23 protein-coding genes, 1 tRNA gene, 1 pseudogene and 1 riboswitch are annotated in these 20,352 nt (G+C 71.1%); of the genes and pseudogenes, 7 read left to right on the plus strand and 18 right to left on the minus strand.

Going from position 1 to position 20,352, the window contains the following annotated elements:
* Positions 1-5: 5 nt before the first annotated feature.
* Complete coding sequence (locus V4Y03_RS11915; protein WP_317873736.1) at positions 6-308, plus strand: hypothetical protein; 303 nt, start codon at positions 6-8, stop codon at positions 306-308.
* Positions 309-390: 82 nt separating this feature from the next.
* On the opposite strand, the pseudogene V4Y03_RS11920 reads toward V4Y03_RS11915, so the two are convergent.
* The 4 genes and pseudogenes from V4Y03_RS11920 to V4Y03_RS11935 all read right to left on the minus strand — a co-directional run.
* A pseudogene (locus tag V4Y03_RS11920) lies at positions 391-1,659 on the minus strand (DUF445 domain-containing protein); the annotation flags it as partial.
* 12 nt (positions 1,660-1,671) lie between these two features.
* Complete coding sequence (locus V4Y03_RS11925; RefSeq protein ID WP_332434904.1) at positions 1,672-2,649, minus strand: ABC transporter ATP-binding protein; 978 nt, start codon at positions 2,647-2,649, stop codon at positions 1,672-1,674.
* Between the two features lie 8 nt (positions 2,650-2,657).
* Positions 2,658-3,434, minus strand: a complete 777-nt coding sequence (locus tag V4Y03_RS11930; protein WP_332434905.1) for an ABC transporter permease — start codon at positions 3,432-3,434, stop codon at positions 2,658-2,660.
* Between the two features lie 193 nt (positions 3,435-3,627).
* The gene (locus tag V4Y03_RS11935) at positions 3,628-4,428 is read right to left on the minus strand and encodes an ABC transporter permease (RefSeq protein ID WP_332437161.1); all 801 of its coding nucleotides are present in this window, start codon (positions 4,426-4,428) and stop codon (positions 3,628-3,630) included.
* Between the two features lie 205 nt (positions 4,429-4,633).
* Between V4Y03_RS11935 and V4Y03_RS11940 the strand changes: the two genes are divergently transcribed.
* Positions 4,634-6,862, plus strand: coding sequence for a transglycosylase domain-containing protein (locus tag V4Y03_RS11940; RefSeq protein ID WP_332434906.1), 2,229 nt, complete (start codon positions 4,634-4,636; stop codon positions 6,860-6,862).
* A 133-nt stretch (positions 6,863-6,995) separates the two neighbouring features.
* On the opposite strand, the gene V4Y03_RS11945 is transcribed toward V4Y03_RS11940, so the two are convergent.
* The 3 genes from V4Y03_RS11945 to V4Y03_RS11955 form a co-directional block, all read right to left on the minus strand.
* Positions 6,996-7,316, minus strand: coding sequence for a DMT family transporter (locus V4Y03_RS11945; protein ID WP_056558352.1), 321 nt, complete (start codon positions 7,314-7,316; stop codon positions 6,996-6,998).
* A gap of 32 nt (positions 7,317-7,348) precedes the next feature.
* A riboswitch (guanidine-III (ykkC-III) riboswitch) is annotated at positions 7,349-7,418 on the minus strand.
* 56 nt (positions 7,419-7,474) lie between these two features.
* Entirely contained in the window at positions 7,475-7,813 is a 339-nt protein-coding gene (locus V4Y03_RS11950) for a GroES family chaperonin (RefSeq protein WP_317873740.1), read from the minus strand.
* Positions 7,814-7,859: 46 nt separating this feature from the next.
* Positions 7,860-8,180: a DUF3618 domain-containing protein gene (locus V4Y03_RS11955; protein WP_332434907.1), complete on the minus strand. Its 321-nt coding sequence runs from the start codon at positions 8,178-8,180 to the stop codon at positions 7,860-7,862.
* Positions 8,181-8,301: 121 nt separating this feature from the next.
* Between V4Y03_RS11955 and bcp the strand changes: the two genes are divergently transcribed.
* Together bcp and V4Y03_RS11965 are read left to right on the plus strand one after the other, a co-directional pair.
* Positions 8,302-8,775, plus strand: coding sequence for a thioredoxin-dependent thiol peroxidase (gene bcp / locus V4Y03_RS11960; RefSeq protein WP_317873742.1), 474 nt, complete (start codon positions 8,302-8,304; stop codon positions 8,773-8,775).
* A 79-nt stretch (positions 8,776-8,854) separates the two neighbouring features.
* A tRNA-Leu gene (locus tag V4Y03_RS11965) sits at positions 8,855-8,938 on the plus strand.
* Positions 8,939-8,983: 45 nt separating this feature from the next.
* Here V4Y03_RS11965 and rdgB read toward each other — a convergent pair.
* From rdgB to V4Y03_RS11985, 4 genes are all read right to left on the minus strand, one after another.
* Positions 8,984-9,586: an RdgB/HAM1 family non-canonical purine NTP pyrophosphatase gene (rdgB, locus tag V4Y03_RS11970; RefSeq protein WP_317873743.1), complete on the minus strand. Its 603-nt coding sequence runs from the start codon at positions 9,584-9,586 to the stop codon at positions 8,984-8,986.
* Positions 9,587-9,621: 35 nt separating this feature from the next.
* Positions 9,622-10,032 (minus strand): hypothetical protein, encoded by a 411-nt coding sequence (locus V4Y03_RS11975; RefSeq protein ID WP_442809534.1) that lies wholly within the window; start codon positions 10,030-10,032, stop codon positions 9,622-9,624.
* 60 nt (positions 10,033-10,092) lie between these two features.
* Positions 10,093-10,824, minus strand: a complete 732-nt coding sequence (gene rph, locus V4Y03_RS11980; protein WP_317873744.1) for a ribonuclease PH — start codon at positions 10,822-10,824, stop codon at positions 10,093-10,095.
* A gap of 274 nt (positions 10,825-11,098) precedes the next feature.
* Positions 11,099-11,332, minus strand: coding sequence for a PTS glucose/sucrose transporter subunit IIB (locus V4Y03_RS11985; RefSeq protein ID WP_317873745.1), 234 nt, complete (start codon positions 11,330-11,332; stop codon positions 11,099-11,101).
* 235 nt (positions 11,333-11,567) lie between these two features.
* Here V4Y03_RS11985 and V4Y03_RS11990 point away from each other — a divergent pair, with 235 nt between their 5' ends.
* Together V4Y03_RS11990 and V4Y03_RS11995 are read left to right on the plus strand one after the other, a co-directional pair.
* Positions 11,568-12,869, plus strand: coding sequence for a PTS transporter subunit EIIC (locus V4Y03_RS11990; RefSeq protein ID WP_332434908.1), 1,302 nt, complete (start codon positions 11,568-11,570; stop codon positions 12,867-12,869).
* Positions 12,870-13,156: 287 nt separating this feature from the next.
* Positions 13,157-14,422 (plus strand): PTS transporter subunit EIIC, encoded by a 1,266-nt coding sequence (locus V4Y03_RS11995; protein WP_332434909.1) that lies wholly within the window; start codon positions 13,157-13,159, stop codon positions 14,420-14,422.
* A gap of 101 nt (positions 14,423-14,523) precedes the next feature.
* On the opposite strand, the gene V4Y03_RS12000 is transcribed toward V4Y03_RS11995, so the two are convergent.
* The gene (locus tag V4Y03_RS12000; RefSeq protein WP_317873748.1) at positions 14,524-15,276 is read right to left on the minus strand and encodes an MBL fold metallo-hydrolase; all 753 of its coding nucleotides are present in this window, start codon (positions 15,274-15,276) and stop codon (positions 14,524-14,526) included.
* A gap of 203 nt (positions 15,277-15,479) precedes the next feature.
* On the opposite strand from V4Y03_RS12000, the gene V4Y03_RS12005 reads away from it, so the two are divergent.
* Positions 15,480-15,968 (plus strand): type II toxin-antitoxin system PemK/MazF family toxin, encoded by a 489-nt coding sequence (locus V4Y03_RS12005; RefSeq protein ID WP_332434910.1) that lies wholly within the window; start codon positions 15,480-15,482, stop codon positions 15,966-15,968.
* A gap of 22 nt (positions 15,969-15,990) precedes the next feature.
* On the opposite strand, the gene V4Y03_RS12010 is transcribed toward V4Y03_RS12005, so the two are convergent.
* The 6 genes from V4Y03_RS12010 to V4Y03_RS12035 all read right to left on the minus strand — a co-directional run bounded on the left by V4Y03_RS12010 (position 15,991) and on the right by V4Y03_RS12035 (position 20,345).
* Positions 15,991-16,941: a PLP-dependent cysteine synthase family protein gene (locus V4Y03_RS12010; protein ID WP_317873750.1), complete on the minus strand. Its 951-nt coding sequence runs from the start codon at positions 16,939-16,941 to the stop codon at positions 15,991-15,993.
* 5 nt (positions 16,942-16,946) lie between these two features.
* Positions 16,947-17,225 (minus strand): MoaD/ThiS family protein, encoded by a 279-nt coding sequence (locus V4Y03_RS12015; RefSeq protein WP_317873751.1) that lies wholly within the window; start codon positions 17,223-17,225, stop codon positions 16,947-16,949.
* 93 nt (positions 17,226-17,318) lie between these two features.
* Entirely contained in the window at positions 17,319-17,435 is a 117-nt protein-coding gene (locus tag V4Y03_RS12020; RefSeq protein ID WP_317873752.1) for a putative leader peptide, read from the minus strand.
* Between the two features lie 44 nt (positions 17,436-17,479).
* Entirely contained in the window at positions 17,480-18,265 is a 786-nt protein-coding gene (locus tag V4Y03_RS12025; RefSeq protein ID WP_332434911.1) for an ABC transporter ATP-binding protein, read from the minus strand.
* Positions 18,262-19,347, minus strand: a complete 1,086-nt coding sequence (locus V4Y03_RS12030) for a FecCD family ABC transporter permease (protein ID WP_332434912.1) — start codon at positions 19,345-19,347, stop codon at positions 18,262-18,264. The genes V4Y03_RS12025 and V4Y03_RS12030 overlap by 4 nt, the downstream gene beginning before the upstream one ends.
* A complete protein-coding gene (locus V4Y03_RS12035) occupies positions 19,344-20,345 on the minus strand; it encodes an ABC transporter substrate-binding protein (protein ID WP_332434913.1) in 1,002 nt (333 codons plus the stop codon). Before V4Y03_RS12035 ends, V4Y03_RS12030 begins: the two co-directional genes overlap by 4 nt.
* Positions 20,346-20,352 lie beyond the last annotated feature (7 nt).

Below are 20,352 nucleotides of genomic sequence, written 5' to 3' on the forward strand. Positions count from 1 at the left end.
CCGCCATGCCCCGCATCCCCTCCCCCGCCATAGCCGCCGCCGGGCTCGTCGGTGGATACGCCGTTGCCCGGTGGACCAAGAAGCGGCCGCTCGGTGGGGTCGTGCTCGCCGTCGCCGGTGGGGTGGCCGCGCGGGAGTGGCAGCAGGTGGGTGGGGCCAAGGCTTCCGTGGGGCTGACGACCGCCTACGTCGCCGCCTTCGCCGGGTCCCACCCGCTCGCCAAGAAGATCGGCGCCTGGCCCGCCGTGTTCTCCGTCGCCGGTGGCATGGCCGCCGCCTCCTGGGCCGTCACCCGCGGAAAGGCGTAACCCTCAGCCCGTGGCCGTCCGCCCCGCGCCAGGCCAGGCCCCTCAGCCCGTGACCGCCCGCCCCGCGCCAGGCCAAACCCCCTCAGCCCCCCACCCCCCTGCTCACCGTATAGATCACCAACCCCGCCAACGCGCCCACCACCGTGCCGTTGATCCTGATGAACTGAAGGTCCCGGCCGATGTTCGCCTCGATCTTCTTCGACGTCTGGTCGGCGTCCCAGCCCGCCACCGTGTCCGTGATCAGGGACGTGATCTCGTGGCGGTAGGTCGTGACGACGTATGTCGCCGCGTCCTCCGCCCAGCCCTCGACCTTCGACTGGAGACGGGTGTCCGTCGACAGGCGGTTGCCCAGGGAGATCAGGGAGGCGCGGGCGCGGAGGCGGAGTTGGCTGCGGTCGTCCTCGGCCGCCGCGATGATCAGGTTGCGGACCGAGGACCAGGCCGAGGCGATGATGTCCTGGACCTCCGGGCGGGCCAGGAGGTCCGACTTGAGGCGCTCCACGCGTGCCCTGGTGTCCGTGTCCGCCTGCAGGTCGGCCGCGAAGTCCGTGAGGAAGCGGTCGATCGCGCCGCGCGCCGGGTGGGCCGGCATGTCCCGCATCTCCGTCACGAAGCGGAGCAGCTCCTTGTAGACCCGCTCGCCGATCCGGCGGTCCACGAACCGGGGGGTCCAGCCCGGCGCCCCGCCCTGCACCGCGTCCATCACCGACTCGCCGTGGGTGACCAGCCAGTCGTGCGCGCGTGTGCAGACCAGGTCCACGGCCCGGTGGTGGGCCCCGTCCCCGACGATCCTCTCCAGGGTCTTGCCGAGGCCCGGCGCGATCTCCGCCGCCTCGGCCCGCCGGGTGATCGCCTCGCCGACGACCGCCTGGACGTCCGAGTCCCGCAGGACCGTCAGGGCCCCCCGTAGCGCCGTGGAGAGTTCCGACGTGACCCGGTCCGCGTGCGCCGGGTCCTCCAGCCAGTTGCCGAGCCGGCCGCCGATCCCGAAGGCGTGCAGCCGGCCCCTCACCACGTCGGCGGAGAGGAAGTTCTCGCCCACGAACTGGCCCAGCGACGCTCCCAGCTGGTTCTTCTTCGTCGGGATGATCGCCGTGTGCGGGATCGGCAGACCGAGCGGCCGTCTGAAGAGCGCCGTGACCGCGAACCAGTCCGCGAGCGCGCCGACCATGCCCGCCTCGGCCGCCGCCGCGACGTAGCCCGTCCAGGCGCCCCAGCCGGCGTTCCTCGCCCACGTCGCCAGGGCGTAGATCACTGCCACGGCCAGCAGCAGCGCCGTCGCCAGCGTCTTCATCCGGCGGACGCCCCTGCTCTTCTCCTCGTCCGCCGCCGTGTACGAGAAACTCACCATCGACTCGACCTCCTACGTCAGAGACTCCCGGCGGTCCTCCCGAGTTCCCCCGTACATCTTCGCGATCACGGCCTCGATGTCGGGTTCCCGCACCGAGAGGTCGAGCAGCGGATACGTCGCCGCCACCGCCGCGACCAGCGGGGCCGCCGACGCCGCGGCCGGGAACGCGAGCCACTGGCGCGGACCCTCCGCCCGTACGAAGCGGGCTCCCGGCACCTCGATCGGGGGCGTCTCCCGCTCCAGGTCCACCACCAGGAGCCGTTCGCTCTCCCCCATCTCGTGCAGGCCGTCCAGCTCCCCGTCGTACATCAGCCGCCCGTGGTCGATCACCATCACCCGCGAGCAGAGCTGCTCGATGTCCGTGAGGTCGTGGGTGGTCAGGAGCACCGTCGTGCCCCGCGAGGCGTTCAGCTCGCGCAAGAAGTCCCGCACCCTCGCCTTCGACACCACGTCCAGGCCGATCGTCGGCTCGTCGAGGTAGAGCACCTCCGGGTCGTGCAGCAGCGCCGCCGCGATGTCGCCGCGCATCCGCTGCCCCAGCGAGAGCTGGCGTACCGGCACGTCGAGGAGTTCCCCCAGCTCCAGGAGCTCCACACAGCGGTCCAGGTTCTCCCGGTAGCGGGCGTCGGGGATGCGGTACATGCGGTGCATCAGCCGGTACGAGTCCTTCAGCGGCAGGTCCCACCACAGGGTCGTCCGCTGGCCGAAGACCACCCCGATCCGCTGGGCCAGCCGGGTGCGCTCCCGCGCCGGGTCGATGCCGGCGACGCGCAGCCGGCCACCGCTCGGGGTGAGGATGCCGGTCAGCATCTTGATGGTGGTCGACTTCCCCGCGCCGTTCGGGCCGATGTAGCCGACCATCTCGCCGCGCCCGACCTCGAAGCTGATCCCGTCGACCGCCCTGACCTCGCGCTTCTCCCGGCGGAACGGGCCCGTCTTCCGGCGGACCGTGAAGACCTTCTCCAGTGACTCCAGCTCGATGAACGGCATGGCGGACGTCAGCTCCCTGTCGATCGGTACGAACGGATACCGGCCCGCCAGGCGATCCCCGCGACCCCGCAGCAGACCGCCGCCACGAGCGGCGCGGCGAACGCCGCCCCCTCCGGCACCCCCGCCGGTGCGGGCCGGCCGAGCACGTACAGCGCGGGCAGCCAGTTCACGAACGCCAGCGGTACGACGTACACGACACCCCGCACCAGGTCCTGCGCGAACACCGTCGGCGGGTACCCGAGGAGGGTGTTCCCGCCGTACGTGAACGAGTTGGTCACCTCCGCGGCGTCCTGCATCCAGAACTGCGCCGACGCGCCCAGCACCATCAGCGCCGAGAAGATCACCGCCCCGCAGACCACCGTCACCGGCAGCAGCAGCACCTTCACCGGCGTCCACGCCACATCGAGCAGCAGCAGGCCCCAGACCAGGACGACCAGCCCCTGGAGGACCCGGCCGAAGCGGCGCAGCGCGAACTTGTCCGCCGCGACCTGGGCCATGAGCGGTGCCGGGCGCATCAGGAAGACGTCGAGCGAGCCGTCCCGGACCCGCCTCCCCATCCGCTGCACCGAGCCCATCGTCAGGTCCGCGATCCCGAACGACGTGCCGGCCGTCCCGTAGAGCAGCGCGACCTCCGCGAACGAGAAGCCGCCGAGGCCCTTCACCTGGCCGAACATCAGGAGGATCGCGACGAAGTCGAAGAAGGTGACGCAGAAGCTGGTGACCAGGGTCAGCGCGAAGGAGGAGCGGTAGGCCATCGTGGACCGGATCCACATGCCCGCCACCATCCGGTACGTGCTCCAGGGGCCGGGCGGAGGGTCGGGGAAGCGACCTGCCTCGAAGGCGGCGTCCCTGAGAGATTCGAGGGCGGGATCCCTGACAGATTCGGGGGCGGCGTCCCTCACGGATTCAGGGGCGGGGTCCCTCACGGATTCGGGGGCGGGGCCGAGGCCCGCCGGGGGCCCGGCCGCAGCGCGCGGCTCACCCACCCTGCACCACCACCCTCCGCGTCGCCGCCTTCTGCGCCACCCGGCCCGCGCCGAGCAGGACGACCGCCCACGCCGCCTGGAAGCCGTACGCCCCCGCCAGTTCCCAGCCCCGGTACTTCCCCAGGTACACATCCGCCGGGACCTGGAGCAGGGACGCCCACGGCAGTGTCCGCGCGATCTCGCCGAGCGCGCCGGGGAAGACGTTCAGCGGGAGCAGCATCCCGGAGAAGAACAGGCCGCTCAGCCAGGCCACCTGCGCCACTCCCTGGCCGTCCAGCAGCCAGAACGCGCTCATCGCCACCAGGTACCAGATCGCGAAGCTGACGGTGGAGCCCAGCGCCACGGCCACCAGGAAGGCGAGCCAGGTGCCGGGGCCCGGTGGCAGGGCGAAGCGGAAGACGAGCCAGCCGATCGTCATCGGGAGGACGCCCCGGCCGATCAGCTGGTACGCGGACCGGCCCGCGTTGGCCGAGAACCACCAGGCCTGGAGGTCGGCCGGGCGGTAGAGGTCGACGGCGATGTCGCCGGTCCTGATGCGCTCGATCAGCTCCTCCTCGAAGCCGCCGCCCATCAGTCCGCAGACGGTGATGAGCGCCTGTCCGATCCATACGTACGCGATGGCGTCGTCCACCGAGTAGCCGCCGAGCGCGGGGCGTTCGTCCCAGAGGGCGATGTAGGTGTACGAGAGGACCAGGCCGAAGACGCTGTTGGTGAAGACGCCCGCCGCCGTCGCCACCCGATAGGTGGCATGGCGCCGGAAGCCACCCGCGGCCACCGTCGCGTACAGCCGCAGCATGCCCCTCCCCCGTCCGTAGAGAGCTGAAAAACCCCGGGAAACGCCGGTAAACACCGGGAAGCGATGAAAAGCATCGGGAAACACCGAAGCGCACGACCCTAGCGAGGAGTCCCCGCGCCCGCGAGGGGATTTCCCGTCACCTTCGGGTCCGTTTCGGGTCGCGTCCGGGAGTTTCGTCACATTCCGGGCAATATGAGGTGCCATGCCCCCTTCCTCCGGTACGAGCGACCCCGACGCCCCCCGGCCATCCCGCACGCCGGGCTGGGAGCCGAGGGACCCTTCCCTCCCCGGCCCGAAGCACGATCCCGAGCGCGACCCGAGGCGCACCCCCGAGACCGACCCCAGGCGCGCCCCCGAGCGCCCCCCGAAGCGCTCCCGTCCCCGGCGCCTCCTCCGGGCCCTCATCGGGCTGTTCCTGCTCGGCTCGCTCCTGCTCCTCGGCGCCTTCGCCGCCGGGTACCTCCTCGTGGAGATCCCGCCCGCCAACACCGCCGCCGTCGCCCAGTCCAACGTCTACCTCTACCGCGACGGCTCCACCCTCGCCCGGGACGGCGAGGTCAACCGCGAGAACGTACGGCTCGACCGCGTCCCGCTCTCCCTCCGGCAGGCCGTCCTCGCCGCCGAGGACCGCGACTTCCACACCTCGCGCGCCGTCGACCCCAAGGCGATGCTCCGCGCCGCCTGGAACACCGTCACCGGCAAGGGCCGCCAGTCGGGTTCGACCATCACCCAGCAGTACGTCAAGAACTACTACCTGGGGCAGGAGCAGACCCTCACCCGGAAGGCGAAGGAGTTCTTCATCGCGATCAAGCTGGGCCGCGAGAAGAGCAAGGAGGAGATCCTCCAGGGCTATCTGAACACCAGCTACTTCGGCCGGAACGCGTACGGCGTCCAGGCCGCCGCCCGCGCCTACTACGGCAAGGACGTCGAGCAGCTCGACACCGCCGAGGGCGCGTACCTCGCCTCCCTCCTCAAAGCCCCCAGCGCCTACGACGTCACCACCCACCCCGAGAACCGCGCCACGGCCGTCGCCCGCTGGAACTACGTGCTCGACGGCATGGTCACCGAGGGCTGGCTCACCCGCGCCGACCGCGCCGCCGTCCGCTTCCCCGCCCCGCAGACCGCGCGGCCCGCGACGGGCCTGTCCGGGCAGCGCGGCTATCTCGTCCAGGCCGTCGAGGAGTACCTCACCGGGCACGGGATCATCGACGAGAAGACCCTCGCCGGCGGCGGCTTCCGGATCACCACCACCCTGGAACCCGCCAAGCAGGAGGCGCTCGTCCGGGCCGTCGAGGAGCAGGTCATGTCCCGGCTCGACCCGGCGGTCTCCCCCGCCGACCGGAACGTGCGGGTCGGCGCGGCGGCCGTCGACCCTGCGGACGGCGAGGTCCTCGCGATGTACGGGGGCGTCGACTACACCCAGCAGTACGTCAACAACGCCACCCGCCGCGACTACCAGGTCGGTTCCACCTTCAAGCCCTTCGTCTTCACGGCAGCCGTGCAGAGCGGGGCGCAGACCCAGCGGGGCGAGCCGATCACCCCGTACACGGTGTACGACGGCAGCAACCGGCGTCCCGTGGAGGGCTGGAGCGGGAGCCCGTACGACCCCGCCAACGAGGACGACGCGAGTTACGGCGAGATCGCCGTCGGCGCGGCCACCGATCTGTCGGTGAACGCGGTGTACGCCCAGATGGCGGTCGACGTCGGCCCCGGGCACGTACGGCGCACCGCGGTCGCCCTCGGACTGCCCGGCTCCACCCCCGACCTCACCGCCTCCCCGTCCATCGCGCTCGGGCCGGCCACGGCCAGCGTCCTCGACATGGCCACGGCGTACGCGACGCTCGCCGCGCACGGCCGGCACGGCTCGTACACGCTGGTCGGGCGGATCAGCCGGGACGGCCAGGAGCTGGCGGTCCCGGCCGCCGAGGGACGGCAGGCCGTCAGCCGGGAGGCCGCGGACACGACCACGTCGATCCTGCGGAGCGTCGTGGAAGCGGGCACCGGAACGGCCGCGCAGGCCGCCGGGCGGCCCGCGGCGGGCAAGACGGGCACGGCGGAGGACGACAGGGCCGCCTGGTTCGCCGGCTACACCCCGGAGCTGGCGACGGTGGTCGCGCTGATGGGGCAGGACCCGGAGTCGGGGCGGCAGGAGTCGCTGTACGGGGCACTGGGACTGCCCCGGATCAACGGCGGCGGGGCGCCCGCCGAGATCTGGGGCCGGTTCACCCGGGAGGCGCTGGCGGGGACGGCGCCGCGGGACTTCGAGCTCCAGCTGATGCCGGGGGCGGAGGCGATGCCGGCGGTGCCGCCGACGCCGGACGGGCCGCAGGACCCGGGCGGGTCCTCGGAGTCGTACCTGACGGGCGAGGCGGGGCCGGGCGCGGCGTCGCGCGGACCCCTGCCCTCGCCTACGCCCGTACGGGGTCAATGACGGGCGACCGGGGCGCGTACGGCCGTCCGGGTCATCGACCCGGACGGCCCCTGATACGACCGTCCGGGTCGATGACCGATGACCGTCCCTCGTACGGCCATCCGGGTCGGTGACCACGGGTCGGCACCCGGGGTCAGTGCCCCGAGGTCGCCTTGAGCCCCACGACGGCGACGAGCAGCAGACAGACGAAGAAGATCCGGGCGGCGGTCGCGGGCTCACCCAGCACCACCATGCCGAACACCGCCGCACCGGCCGCGCCGATGCCGACCCACACGCCGTACGCCGTACCGATGGGCAGCGTCTTGGCGGCCTGCGACAGCAGCACCATGGACGCGACGATGCCGATACCGGTGAACACGCTGGGCCAGAGACGGGTGAAGCCCTCGGTGTACTTCATGCCGATCGACCAGCCGACTTCGAGCAGACCGGCGATGATGAGCAGAACCCAGGCCATGACGACGAACCTCCGCGAGACGGAACAACAGGGGTGCGTCGTCTTGTCGGAATCCCGGTACGGCGCGTCTCGTCGGGTGTCTCCAGGCTAGCAAAGAACGGTGGAGGGCCCTTGGTGACCATGGTCACCAAGGGCCCTCGCGTCATGTGCCCGTGGGGTCAGAGGTACAGCCCGGTGGAGTCCGAGGTGCCCTGGAACCGGTCGGCGGCCACCGCGTGCAGGTCGCGCTCGCGCATCAGGATGTACGCGGTGCCCCGCACCTCGACCTCGGCACGGTCCTCGGGGTCGTACAGGACCCGGTCACCGATCTCGACCGTGCGGACGTTCTGGCCGACCGCGACCACCTCGGCCCAGGCGAGGCGGCGGCCGACGGCCGCGGTCGCCGGGATCAGGATGCCGCCGCCGGAACGCCGCTCCCCCTCCGGGGAGTCGGTGCGGACCAGGACCCGGTCGTGGAGCATCCGGATGGGCAGCTTGTCGTGCGTGTTCTCGCTCACGGGGTGAACCTACCCGCCCGGGCGGGACACCCGTGGCAGGAAGGGGTCATCCCCTCTTCTTGCGGGAGGACGCGGCGAGCAGCCCGACGATCGCCACGGCCACGACGGCCACCGGCACCACGCGCTCCAGGCGGGGGGCGCCGTCCTCATGGGTGAAACGTGCCTTCACATCCGAGACCACCCGGTTGACGGCGACGAAGGCGCGTCCGGCGGTCTGGTCGACCGTCGAGGCGACCTTGGCCTTCGCGTCCCCGATGATCGTCTTCGGGTGCATCCGAATGCCGATCTCGTCGAGAGTGACGGCGAGCTGCTCGCGCCGGCGGACGATGTCCGCCTCGATCTGCGCAGGGGTCCTGGCCTCCGACACCGCGCTGCCTCCGTAGTCGTGATCCGGTCGTTGTGGACAGTCTGTCAGCTCGATCGCCATGAGGCTGTCCCCGACCCCCATTAGGCTCTGAATGCGTACGCGAACCATCCCGAGGAGAGCCATGAGCGAGCGACTGCAGCCCGGCGACACCGCCCCCGCCTTCACCCTGCCCGACGCGGACGGCAACGAGGTCTCCCTCGCGGACCACAAGGGCCGCAAGGTCATCGTCTACTTCTACCCGGCCGCGCTCACCCCCGGGTGCACGAAGCAGGCCTGCGACTTCACGGACAACCTGGACGTCCTCGCGGCGGCGGGCTACGACGTCATCGGCGTCTCGCCGGACAAGCCGGAGAAGCTGGCGAAGTTCCGCGAGAAGGAGAACCTCAAGGTCACGCTGGTCGGCGACCCGTCGAAGGAGACCCTGGAGGCGTACGGCGCCTTCGGCGAGAAGAAGCTGTACGGCAAGACGGTGACGGGCGTGATCCGCTCGACGGTCGTCGTCGACGAGAACGGCAAGATCGAACACGCCTTCTACAACGTGAAGGCCACCGGCCACGTGGCCAAGATCATCCGAGACCTGGGCGTCGAGGGCTGAGACGACGGCCGGGTGCCGGGACCGAACTTCTGACGTGCTCGCCCCGGCCGGGCGGGTGGCCACTACGATGGGCGTGCACGCGGCCGTGTCGTAACTGGCAGCCGAGCTGGGTTTAGGTCCCAGTGGGCGAAAGCCCGTGTGGGTTCGAGTCCCACCGGCCGCACGTCGACGGAAGGGCCGCTCCAACGGAGCGGCCCTTCTCGCGTGTTCAGCCCAACAGCTCCCGCACCACCGGCACCAGCGCCCGGAAGGCCTTGCCCCGGTGGCTGATCGCGTTCTTCTGCGTCGGGGTCAGTTCCGCGCAGGTCACGTCGTGGCCGTCCGGCTGGAGGATCGGGTCGTAGCCGAAGCCGTTCGTGCCCTTCGGGGTGTGGCGGAGGGTGCCCGGCATGCGGCCCTCGACCACGCGTTCCGTGCCGTCCGGCAGGGCCAGGGCGGCCGCGCAGGCGAAGTGGGCGGCCCGGTGTTCGTCCGCGATGTCGGAGAGCTGGGCGAGCAGCAGGTTCAGGTTGGCGCGGTCGTCGCCGTGGGCGCCGGCCCAGCGGGCGGAGAAGATGCCGGGGGCACCGTTGAGGACGTCGACGCAGAGGCCGGAGTCGTCGGCCACGGCCGGCAGGCCGGTGGCCCGGGCCAGGGCGTGGGCCTTGAGGAGGGCGTTCTCGGCGAAGGTGACGCCGGTTTCCTTGACGTCGGGGATCTCCGGGTACGCGTCCGCGCCGACGAGTTCCAGGTCGAGACCTGCGTCGGCGAGGATCGCGTGGAGTTCGGTGATCTTGCCCGGGTTGCGGGTGGCGAGGATCAGACGGGTCATGCCCTCGATTATCCGGGCCGCGGGGCCCGGTCCGGTCAGCCCGGGGTGCAGACCTTGGCGACCTCGCCGGCCGCGTCGGTGATCGGGGTGATGTCCGGGGTCGTGTCGCCGTTCTTGACCGCCGTGCGGACGGAGTCGACGCCCTTGGTGAGGTCGTCGACCGCCTTGGAGAGGTCGGCGTTGTCCGTGGTGTTCTTGAGGTTGCCCAGCTCGGTGGAGATGGAGTCCAGGGACTCCTCGATCTGCGTGGCGTCGTTCGAGGCGTTGGAGACCGCCTGCTGGAGGTTGCTCACCGAGGTGGCTATCGCGTCGGCGGTCTTGACGCAGTCCATCGCGGTGTCGAGGGCTCCGCAGCCGCTCAGGACGGTGGTGAGCGCGGCGGCCGTGGCCATGGCGAGTGCGAGACGGCGCTTCAAGGCGGGTCCTCCCCAGATACGTACGGACATGCGAACGGGCGGGCGCACGGATCGTACCCGTGCGCCCGCCCGTCAGGACGCAGCCGGCCGTCAGAGGGTTCCTTCGAGCACCTTGCGCTGGATCTCGGCGAGTTCGGCGCAGCCGCCGGACGCGAGGTCGAGGAGGGCGTTGAGCTCCTTGCGGTCGAAGGGCTCGGCCTCGGCGGTGCCCTGGACCTCGACGAAGCGGCCGTCGCCGGTGCAGACCACGTTCATGTCGGTGTCGGCGCGCACGTCCTCCTCGTAACAGAGGTCGAGGAGCGGGACTCCGTCGACGATGCCGACGGAGACGGCGGCGACGGTGCCGGTGAGCGGCTTGCGGCCGGCCTTGACGAGCTTCTTGCCCTGGGCCCAGGTGACCGCGTCGGCGAGGGCGACGTACGCGCCGGTGATGGCGGCGGTGCGGGTGCCGCCGTCGGCCTGGAGGACGTCGCAGTCGAGGACGATGGTGTTCTCGCCGAGCGCCTTGTAGTCGATGACCGCGCGCAGCGAGCGGCCGATGAGGCGGGAGATCTCGTGGGTGCGGCCGCCGATCTTGCCGCGGACGGACTCGCGGTCGCCGCGGGTGTTGGTGGCGCGCGGGAGCATGGAGTACTCGCCGGTGACCCAGCCCTCGCCGCTGCCCTTGCGCCAGCGCGGGACGCCTTCGGTGACGGAGGCGGTGCAGAAGACCTTGGTGTCGCCGAAGGAGACGAGGACGGAGCCCTCGGCGTGCTTGCTCCATCCGCGCTCGATGGTCACGGGGCGGAGCTGTTCGGGGGTACGGCCGTCGATACGAGACATGGGACGAGCCTAGCGGGATACGGGGAAGGGGCCGTCCCGGTCTCGGGGAGGGCCCGGTGCGGGATATGACGAAGGGCCCGTTCCCGTCACGGGGAGGGCCCGGTGCCGGACATGACGAAGGGCCCGTTCCCGTCACGGGGAGGGCCCGGTGCCGGACATGACGAAGGGCCCGTTCCCGTCACGGGGAGGGCCCGGTGCCGGACATGACGAAGGGCCCGTTCCCCTGCCGGAACGGGCCCTCGTCGATGTGGGTCGGCTGACGTGAGTCAGTCGCTCACATCATGTCTTCGATGTCGGCGGCGATCGGGTCGGCGTCGGTGCCGATGACGACCTGGATCGCGGTGCCCATCTTGACGACGCCGTGGGCGCCGGCGGCCTTCAGGGCGGCTTCGTCGACCAGGGCGGGGTCCACGACCTCGGTGCGCAGGCGGGTGATGCAGCCTTCGACCTCTTCGATGTTCTTGATGCCGCCGAGCCCGGCGACGATCTTCTCAGCCTTGCTGGCCATGTGTCTCTCCCTGTCCGTTCCGTTCGCGAGGACGCGAATCTCGGCGCACCTGTGGTCCGCTTTGTCACGGTAACCCACGGTTGGCCCAACTTCGCGAGCGAGTGCCGCCGTTCTGCCGAATGATGACGATCACCGGCGGCCTGCCCTCAGCGGGTTCCCGGAGCCTATCGCAACTGGTCTACACCAGTCTGCAACGAGACGCGGACCCGGCTTGCCCCGGGCAGGGAGGACGCCGATGAGTACGGACAGCGCCGCCGCGGCGCGGCCGAAGAAGTCCATGTGGGGCGGACTCTTCCAGGGCCTGCAGAAGATGGGCCGCAGCCTCCAGCTCCCCATCGCCGTCCTGCCGGCCGCCGGCATCATCAACCGCCTCGGCCAGCCGGACGTCTTCGGCGCGGAAGGTCTCGGCTGGGACAACGTCGCGAAGGTGATGGCGGGCGCGGGCGGCGCCCTCCTCGACGGCAGCCTCGGCCTGCCGATCCTCTTCTGCATCGGTGTCGCGATCGGCATGGCGAAGAAGTCGGACGGCTCCACCGCGCTCGCGGCCGTCGTCGGCTTCCTCGTCTACTACACGGTGCTGCGGCAGTTCCCGAAGGACTGCCCGACCGGCACGAAGGACATCAGCGGCGGCTGCCTCGGCGTCGACGACTCCTTCGCGGGCTACACGTACCAGAACCCCGGTGTCTTCGGCGGCATCGTCATGGGCCTGCTCACCGCCTACCTGTGGCAGCGCTACCACCGGACGAAGCTGGTCGACTGGCTGGGCTTCTTCAACGGCCGCCGCCTCGTCCCGATCATCATGACCTTCGTGGCGATCGGCTTCGCCTCGATCTGCCTGTGGATCTGGCCGCCGATCGGTGACGCCCTGGAGAACTTCAGCGACTGGCTGGTCGGCCTCGACGCCTGGGGCTCGGGCATCTTCGGTGTGGCGAACCGGGCGCTGCTCGTCATCGGCCTGCACCAGTTCCTGAACGTGCCCATCTGGTTCCAGTTCGGCACGTACACGAAGCCGGACGGCAGTGCCGTCCACGGCGACATCCCCATGTTCCTGGCGGGCGACCCGAACGCCGGCCAGTTCCTGACGGGCTTCTTCCCCATCATGATGTTCGCGCTGCCGGCGGCGGCGCTCGCGATCACCCACTGCGCGAAGCCGCACCGCCGCAAGGAGATCGGCGGTCTGATGCTCTCGGTGGCGCTGACCTCGCTCGTCACCGGCATCACGGAGCCGCTGGAGTACTCGTTCCTCTTCGTCGCGCCGGTGCTGTTCGCGATCCACGCGGTGCTCACGGGTGCCTCGATGGCGGTGACCTGGGCGCTCGGCGTGAAGGACGGCTTCAGCTTCTCGGCCGGCCTGATCGACTACGTGATCAACTGGAACCTGGCGACGAAGCCCTGGCTGATCATTCCGATCGGTCTCGGCTTCGCGGTCGTGTACTACGCGATCTTCCGGTTCGCGATCACCAAGTTCAACTTCCAGACCCCCGGCCGCGAGCCGGACGAGGTGGGGGACGAGATGGAGCGGGAGAACGTCAAGTGACCCCGCGCGCACCCTCCGAGGCCTGACCGGTACGGGGCTTTCGTCCCTCCCGTAAGGCCCGCACAAGGCCCCTGGACCTGACGGTCCAGGGGCCTTATGTCGTGCATTTCCAGCTATGGCCGAGTGCACAGAATTCGCAGGTTCCTTATCTAAGTCTCACGTGCTACAACTGGTCTACACCACTCATTGGTGTAGACCACGCGGTCCAGACCACCGCGTTCCACGAGACGTCGCCGTCCCCCCTTTCACTGTCCTCTGGCGGCGCCTTGCCTTACTGGAGGAAGTTGATGAGTACGGCCACCGCCCAGGCCGCCGCTCCCGCGAAGAAGCGCGGATCCGGCCTGTTCCAGGGCCTGCAGAAGATCGGTCGCAGCCTGCAGCTGCCGATCGCCGTTCTGCCGGCCGCGGGTATCTTGCTCCGTCTCGGCCAGCCCGACGTCTTCGGTGCGGACGGTCTCGGCTGGGGCAAGGTCGCCTCCGTCTTCGCCACCGCCGGTGGCGCCGTCTTCGACAACCTGCCCCTGCTCTTCTGCATCGGCGTCGCCATCGGCTTCGCCAAGAAGGCGGACGGCTCGACCGCCCTGGCCGCGCTCGTCGGCTTCCTGGTCTACAGCAACGTGCTGAAGGCCTTCCCCATCACCGAGGCCGTCGTCAACACGACCGCCAACAAGGGTGTCGACGTCGCCGCGACGTTCAACAACCCGGGCGTCCTCGGCGGCATCCTGATGGGTCTGCTCTCCGCCGTCCTGTGGCAGAAGTTCCACCGCACCAAGCTGGTGGACTGGCTCGGCTTCTTCAACGGCCGCCGTCTCGTCCCGATCATCATGGCCTTCGTCGGCACCGCCGTCGGTGTCGTGTTCGGTCTGGTCTGGGAGCCCATCGGTGAAGGCATCTCCAGCTTCGGCGAGTGGATGACCGGCCTCGGCGCCGGTGGCGCCGGCCTCTTCGGCCTCATCAACCGCGCGCTGATCCCGGTCGGCATGCACCAGTTCGTGAACACCGTCTCCTGGTTCCAGATCGGTGACTTCACCAACGCCGCCGGCGAGGTCGTCCACGGTGACCTCAACCGCTTCTTCGCCGGTGACCCGAGCGCCGGAATCTTCATGTCGGGCTTCTTCCCGATCATGATGTTCGGCCTCCCGGCCGCCGCCATCGCCATCGCCCACGCCGCTCGCCCCGAGCGCCGCAAGGCCGTGATGGGCATGATGGTCTCCCTCGCGCTGACCTCCTTCGTCACCGGCATCACGGAGCCGATCGAGTTCACCTTCATGTTCATCGCGCCGGTCCTGTACGCGATCCACGCGGTCCTGACCGCCGTCTCCATGGCCGTCACCTGGGCCTTCGGTGTCCACGCGGGCTTCACCTTCTCGGCCGGCGGCATCGACTACCTGCTGAACTGGAACCTGGCGACCAAGCCCTGGCTGATCATCCCGATCGGTCTCGTCTTCGCGGCGATCTACTACGTGGTCTTCCGCTTCGCGATCACCAAGTTCAACCTCCCGACGCCGGGCCGCGAGTCCGACGAGGAGCTCGAGGACCTCACCAAGGCGTGAGCCCCCGCCCGTACGAAGGGAAGGCCCCGGAACCTCCCCCAAGCTCTGAAGGAGCAGGGGGACCCAAGGTTCCGGGGCCTTCCCCGTACGCGTACGAAAGCTCAGATCTCGTAGACCGCGCCCGGCCGCGCCAGCTCCGACGGCCCCGCGTACACCTCGCGCGCGTCCGCCAGGTTCCGCTCGGCGTCGGTCCACGGCGGGATGTGGGTGAGGACGAGCCGGCCCACCGAGGAGCGGGCCGCCTCGGCGCCCGCCTCCCGGCCGTTGAGATGGAGAGCCGGGACGTCCTCCTTGCCGTGGGTGAAGGAGGCCTCGCAGAGGAAGAGGTCGGTGCCCTCGGCCAGCTCGTGCAGCGCCTCGCAGGTCCCGGTGTCCCCGGAGTACGTGAGCGAGCGGCCCTCGTGCTCGACGCGGATGCCGTACGCCTCGACCGGATGGCACACCTTCTCCGTACGCACGGAGAACGGGCCGATCTCGAAGGCGCCCGACTTCAGGGTGTGGAAGTCGAAGACCTCGCTCATCGAGGTGGGCGAAGGGGTGTCCGCGTACGCCGTGGTCAGCCGCTGCTCGGCGCCCTCCGGCGCGTAGACGGGGATCGCGTCGCAGCGCCCGCCGTCGTGCCGGTAGTAGCGGGCGACGAAGTACCCGCACATGTCGATGCAGTGGTCGGCGTGCAGATGGCTGAGGAAGATCGCGTCGAGGTCGTACAGACCGATGTGCCGCTGCAGCTCGCCGAGGGCGCCGTTGCCCATGTCGAGGAGCAGCCGGAAGCCGTCGGCCTCGACGAGGTAGCTCGAACAGGCCGAATCCGCGGACGGGAACGACCCGGAGCAGCCGACGACGGTGAGCTTCATGGAGCGTGAACCTCCGTGGACGGATACGGAAAGCGCGCTGAGGAAGGGGGAGGCTGTGCGGTCAGTCGAGCGTAAGGCGCACCCGGGCCTGTCGCTCCTTCGTGGTGGCCCGTTGTGGGCGAACTCACGGGCTCTGTCACCGGTTCGGATGGATGGCGGGGCGCGTCGGCGCCGTCGGTGGCTCGCCGGTACCGTCTTGAGGTATGGACACGTCATGGTGGCCCGCGCTGGCCGCGGTCGTGGTGATCGCGCTGGTCGTGGCGCTCGCCGACGGACGGAAGCGTTCGTCGCGCCGGCCGGAGCGGCGGCGCCCCTCGGGGCGGACCCGGCCGCCCGGCCGTCCCCCGCGCGCGCCTTCGGGGCCGCGGAAGGCTCCGGCGCGGCTGCCGAGGCCGACGGAGATCTGGTGGGCCGAGGTGCCGTTCGAGGACGGGCCCGGTTCGAAGGACCGGCCGTGTCTGGTGCTGTCGCTGCGCGGGGACCGGGCGCTGGTCGCCAAGATCACCAGCAAGTACCACGACGAGCGGCCCGGGGTGATCGCGCTGCCGCCGGGGGCGGTGGGCGACGCGCAGGGGCGGCCGAGCTTCCTGGAGACGGACGAGCTGCGGGAGGTGCCGGTGACGGACTTCCGCCGCAGAGTGGGAACGGCGGACCCGGTCGTGTGGGACCAGGTCCGCCATCTGGCGCGCTGACGTTCTACGGGCACACGGGCGGCTACGCCCAGAGCTGGCCCTGGACCGCCGCGATCGCCTCTTCCGTGGTCGCCGCCGTGTAGAGGCCGGTCGACAGGTACTTCCAGCCGCCGTCGGCGACGACGAAGGCGATGTCCGCGCTCTCGCCCGCCTTCACCGCCTTGTTGGCCATGCCGATGGCCGCGTGCAGGGCCGCGCCCGTGGAGACGCCCGCGAAGATGCCCTCCTGCTGGAGGAGTTCGCGGGTGCGGGTGACGGCGTCGGCGGAGCCGACGGAGAAGCGGGTGGTGAGGACGGAGGCGTCGTACAGCTCCGGTACGAAGCCCTCGTCGAGGTTCCGCAGACCGTAGACGAGGTCGTCGTAGCGCGGCTCGGCGGCGACGATCTTGACGTCGGGCTTCTGCTCGCGCAGATAGCGGCCGACGCCCATGAGGGTGCCGGTGGTGCCGAGGCCGGCCACGAAGTGGGTGATGGAGGGCAGGTCGGCGAGGATCTCCGGGCCCGTGGTGGCGTAGTGGGCGGCGGCGTTGTGCGGGTTGCCGTACTGGTAGAGCATCACCCAGGACGGGTTCTCGGCGGCGAGCTCCTTGGCGACGCGCACCGCCGTGTTGGAGCCGCCCGCCGCGGGGGACGAGATGATCTCCGCGCCCCACATGGCGAGCAGCTGGCGGCGCTCCTCGCTGGTGTTCTCGGGCATGACGCAGACGATGCGGTAGCCCTTGAGCTTGGCGGCCATGGCGAGGGAGATGCCGGTGTTGCCGCTGGTCGGCTCCAGGATGGTGCAGCCGGGGGTGAGACGGCCGTCCTTCTCCGCCTGCTCGATCATGTGGAGCGCGGGGCGGTCCTTGACCGAGCCGGTCGGGTTGCGGTCCTCCAGCTTCGCCCAGATGCGGACGTCGTCCGAGGGCGAGAGCCGGGGGAGGCGGACCAGCGGCGTGTTGCCGACCGCCGCCAGCGAGGAGTCGTAGCGCATGTGGATCAGACCATGCCGCCGGCGACGGCCGGCAGGATCGTGACGTTGTCGCCGTCGGTGAGCTTGGTGTCGATGCCGTCGAGGAAGCGGACGTCCTCGTCGTTCAGGTAGACGTTGACGAAGCGGCGGAGCTTGCCGTCGTCCACGATGCGGGCCTCGATCCCGGGGTGGCGCGTCTCCAGGTCGGTGAAGAGCTTGGCGAGGGTCTCGCCGCTGCCCTCGACGGCCTTGGCGCCGTCGGTGTAGGTGCGGAGGATGGTCGGGATGCGGACCTCGATGGCCATGGCGTGGGCTCCTGTCGGAAGTGGCGTGATGGGCGCGCTGCTGGGGCCCCCGCGCGGAGGAGGGGTCGTGCGGAAGTGCGCTCGGCCGGTCGCTCAGAGCGCAGCGCGGGCAGGACAGATCGCGCTGGCGAGGCGGCACAGGTCGACGTGCAGGCGGCCGACGAGCATGACCGTGCCCGGGGTCTCTTCGCTCACGTCGTGGGAAACCATGGGCTCATCGTATCGATTCCCGGTCCGGGTTCCGGAATGTGATCTCATATGGTGGATAGTTTCTGACCATCTGCCGGACGGTGCTGGTAGAGGACGGTCGGGCTGCCGGTCCTGGGATGCGGGATGACCTCGGCGTCCACCCCGTAGACGGCCTCCAGGAGGGCCGGGGTGAGGACCTCGGCGGGGGTGCCGCCGGTGACCACCCGGCCGCGCTCCAGGACGTAGAGCCGGTCGCAGTACGCCCCCGCGAGGTTGAGGTCGTGCAGCGCGAGCAGGTTGGTGGTGCCCAGGCCCCGGACGAGGGCGAGGACGTCGAGCTGGTGCCGGATGTCCAGGTGGTTGGTGGGTTCGTCGAGTACGAGCAGGGCCGGGTCCTGGACGAGGGCGCGGGCGACCAGGGCGCGTTGGCGTTCGCCGCCGGACAGGGTGGGGTACGGGCGGTCGGCGAGCTCCGCGAGGCCGACGCGGGCGAGGGCGGCCCCGGCGCGCTCGCGGTCGGCGCCGGTGTCCCCCTCCCAGAACCGTTTGTGCGGGGAGCGGCCGAGGGCGACCAGCTCGCGGACGGTCAGCTCGAACTCGGTGGCGCTGTCCTGCGGGACGGTGGCGACGCGGCGGGCGCGGGCCTTGGGGCCGATGGCGTGGAGGTCGTCGCCGTCGAGGAGGGCGCGGCCGGAGGTGGGGACGAGGGTGCCGTAGACACAGCGCAGGAGGGTGGTCTTGCCGCTGCCGTTGGGGCCGATGAGGCCGACGGTCTCGCCGGGGCGGACGGTCAGGTCGGCGGCGCGGAGCCGGTCCTCGTACGAGAGCCCGTGCAGGCGCAGTTCGGTCACGGGCCGGCTCCGTCCGGGCGGCGGCGCATCAGCCAGAGGAAGAACGGTCCTCCGGTGAGCGCGGTGAGGACGCCGACCGGGATGTCCTGGGGTGCGGCGACGGTCCGGGCGGCGAGGTCGGCGAGGACCAGGGCGAGCGCGCCGCCGAGCGCGGCGACCGGAAGGAGGCGGCGGTGCGGGGCGCCGACCGCGAGCCGGGCGGCGTGCGGGGCCATCAGGCCGACGAAGCCGACGGCGCCGCTCGCGGCGACCATGACGGCGGTGACGAGGGAGGCGAGGACGAAGACGGCGGCGCGGAAGCGGGCGGTGTCCAGGCCCAGCACGGTGGCGCCCTCCTCGCCGACGAGGAGCAGGTCGAGCGGGCGGGCGAGGGTGAGGAGGACGCCGACGCCGAGGACGAGGACGGCGGTGGGCAGGGCGAGGGTGTCCCAGCGGGCGCTGCCGAGGCCGCCGAGGGACCAGAACATGGCCTCCTGGAACTGTTCGGGGCGTCCGGCGACGACCAGGAGCAGGGTGGCGAGCGCGGACAGGACGTAGGAGACGGCGACCCCGGCGAGGACGAGCCGGGTGCCGGTCATGGTGCCGCCGCCTCGGGCGAGCCCGTAGACGAGGACGAGGGCGAGCAGGGCCCCGGCGAAGGCCCCGGCGGGCAGCGCGACGGCGGTGGTCACCCCGCCGACGAGGCCCGCTCCCCCGCCCACGACCAGGACGAGGACGGCGCCGGCGGAGGCGCCGGAGGAGATCCCGAGGAGGAAGGGGTCGGCGAGCCGGTTGCGGACGAGGGCCTGGAGGACGGCGCCGACGACGGCGAGCCCGGCGCCGACGACCGCGCCGAGCAGGACCCGGGGCAGCCGTACGTCGAGGACGATCGTCCGGTACGGGGAGGGCCCGGCGCGCCCGGTGAGGGCGTCGAGCACCTGGCCGGGCGGGATGCGGACGGAGCCGAGGGCCAGTGAGGCGAGCGCGGCGAGGGCCAGGGCGACGAGGAGTCCGGTGACGACGAGGGCGTACCGGAGGGGGCGGGCGGGGGCCGGGGCCGGGACGGGCGTCGGGGTCCCGGCCTCGCGGACGGCCGTGCTCATCGCGCGGGGTGGAGCTGGGCGGCCAGCTTGCCGACGGCCGCGGGGACGCGGACGCCGAGGACCGTGTCCGAGAGGGGCATGACGGCGAAGCGGCGGTTCCTGATCGCGGGGACGTCCTTCAGGGCCGGGTCGTCGAGGAGCCGCTTCTTCTTCTGTTCGACGGTGGTGGAGCCGTAGTCGTAGATGACGACGACCTCGGGCGCGCGGGCCACGACCTGTTCCCAGGTGGCGTCGCCGAAGGGCTTGTCGAGGTCGGCGAAGACGTTCCGGCCGCCGGCGCGGGTGATGATCTCGTTGCCGATGCCCTTGCCGCCCGCGGTGAACGCGGTCTTGTCGCCGCTGTCGTAGACGAGGACGGAGACCGGCTCGACGCCCCCGACGCGCTTCCCGGTGGCGTCGAGGGTCGCGCGGGCCTCGCGGATCCAGGCTTCGGCCCGGTCGGGGACGCCGAAGGTCCGGCCGGTCTCGCGGACTTCGCGGTAGAGGTCGTCGACGGAGGTCGAACCGGAGGGGCAGTACTCGGTGTCGAGCCGGGTGTCGATGCCCGCGCGCTCGAGGTCGTCCCGGCTCCGGCCGTCCTTGGCGGCGAAGGCGGAGGAGTAACCGCCGTACACGAAGTCGGGGTTCGCGGCGAGCAGGGCCTCCTTGGAGGGGTACTCCTTCGCGAGGACCGGGACCGAGTCGTAGGCCTTCTTGTACGCGGGGAGGATCGCGTCGTCGAGGTAGGCGGTGCCGACGAGGGACTTCTCCAGACCGAGGGCGAGCATGATCTCGGTGACGTGCTGGTTCATGGTGACCGCACGCTTCGGCGGGGCCTGGTAGGTCGTCTTCACACCGCAGTTGGTGACGGTGTACGGGAATCCCGGGGCGGCCTTCGCGGCGGGGGTCTGCGCCGTGGGGGCCGAGCAGGCGGCGAGCAGCGGGAGCAGGGCGGCGGCGGGCAGGAGGGTGCGGCGGGACCAAGGGCTACGGAGCTGGGCGCGGCGGGGCCGGGACATGACGGAA

The organism is Streptomyces sp. P9-A4 (assembly GCF_036634195.1).
Taxonomy (GTDB): Bacteria; Actinomycetota; Actinomycetes; order Streptomycetales; family Streptomycetaceae; genus Streptomyces.

Coding starts and splice junctions, on each gene's coding strand:
- V4Y03_RS11915 (WP_317873736.1), top strand. CDS start 6: ATGCCCCGCATCCCCTCCCCCGCCATAGCCGCCGCCGGGCTCGTCGGT.
- V4Y03_RS11925 (WP_332434904.1), bottom strand. CDS start 2,649: ATGCCGTTCATCGAGCTGGAGTCACTGGAGAAGGTCTTCACGGTCCGC.
- V4Y03_RS11930 (WP_332434905.1), bottom strand. CDS start 3,434: ATGGTGGCGGGCATGTGGATCCGGTCCACGATGGCCTACCGCTCCTCC.
- V4Y03_RS11940 (WP_332434906.1), top strand. CDS start 4,634: ATGCCCCCTTCCTCCGGTACGAGCGACCCCGACGCCCCCCGGCCATCC.
- V4Y03_RS11945 (WP_056558352.1), bottom strand. CDS start 7,316: ATGGCCTGGGTTCTGCTCATCATCGCCGGTCTGCTCGAAGTCGGCTGG.
- bcp (WP_317873742.1), top strand. CDS start 8,302: ATGAGCGAGCGACTGCAGCCCGGCGACACCGCCCCCGCCTTCACCCTG.
- rdgB (WP_317873743.1), bottom strand. CDS start 9,586: ATGACCCGTCTGATCCTCGCCACCCGCAACCCGGGCAAGATCACCGAA.
- V4Y03_RS11975 (WP_442809534.1), bottom strand. CDS start 10,032: ATGTCCGTACGTATCTGGGGAGGACCCGCCTTGAAGCGCCGTCTCGCA.
- rph (WP_317873744.1), bottom strand. CDS start 10,824: ATGTCTCGTATCGACGGCCGTACCCCCGAACAGCTCCGCCCCGTGACC.
- V4Y03_RS11985 (WP_317873745.1), bottom strand. CDS start 11,332: ATGGCCAGCAAGGCTGAGAAGATCGTCGCCGGGCTCGGCGGCATCAAG.
- V4Y03_RS11990 (WP_332434908.1), top strand. CDS start 11,568: ATGAGTACGGACAGCGCCGCCGCGGCGCGGCCGAAGAAGTCCATGTGG.
- V4Y03_RS11995 (WP_332434909.1), top strand. CDS start 13,157: ATGAGTACGGCCACCGCCCAGGCCGCCGCTCCCGCGAAGAAGCGCGGA.
- V4Y03_RS12000 (WP_317873748.1), bottom strand. CDS start 15,276: ATGAAGCTCACCGTCGTCGGCTGCTCCGGGTCGTTCCCGTCCGCGGAT.
- V4Y03_RS12005 (WP_332434910.1), top strand. CDS start 15,480: ATGGACACGTCATGGTGGCCCGCGCTGGCCGCGGTCGTGGTGATCGCG.
- V4Y03_RS12010 (WP_317873750.1), bottom strand. CDS start 16,941: ATGCGCTACGACTCCTCGCTGGCGGCGGTCGGCAACACGCCGCTGGTC.
- V4Y03_RS12015 (WP_317873751.1), bottom strand. CDS start 17,225: ATGGCCATCGAGGTCCGCATCCCGACCATCCTCCGCACCTACACCGAC.
- V4Y03_RS12020 (WP_317873752.1), bottom strand. CDS start 17,435: ATGGTTTCCCACGACGTGAGCGAAGAGACCCCGGGCACGGTCATGCTC.
- V4Y03_RS12030 (WP_332434912.1), bottom strand. CDS start 19,347: ATGAGCACGGCCGTCCGCGAGGCCGGGACCCCGACGCCCGTCCCGGCC.
- V4Y03_RS12035 (WP_332434913.1), bottom strand. CDS start 20,345: ATGTCCCGGCCCCGCCGCGCCCAGCTCCGTAGCCCTTGGTCCCGCCGC.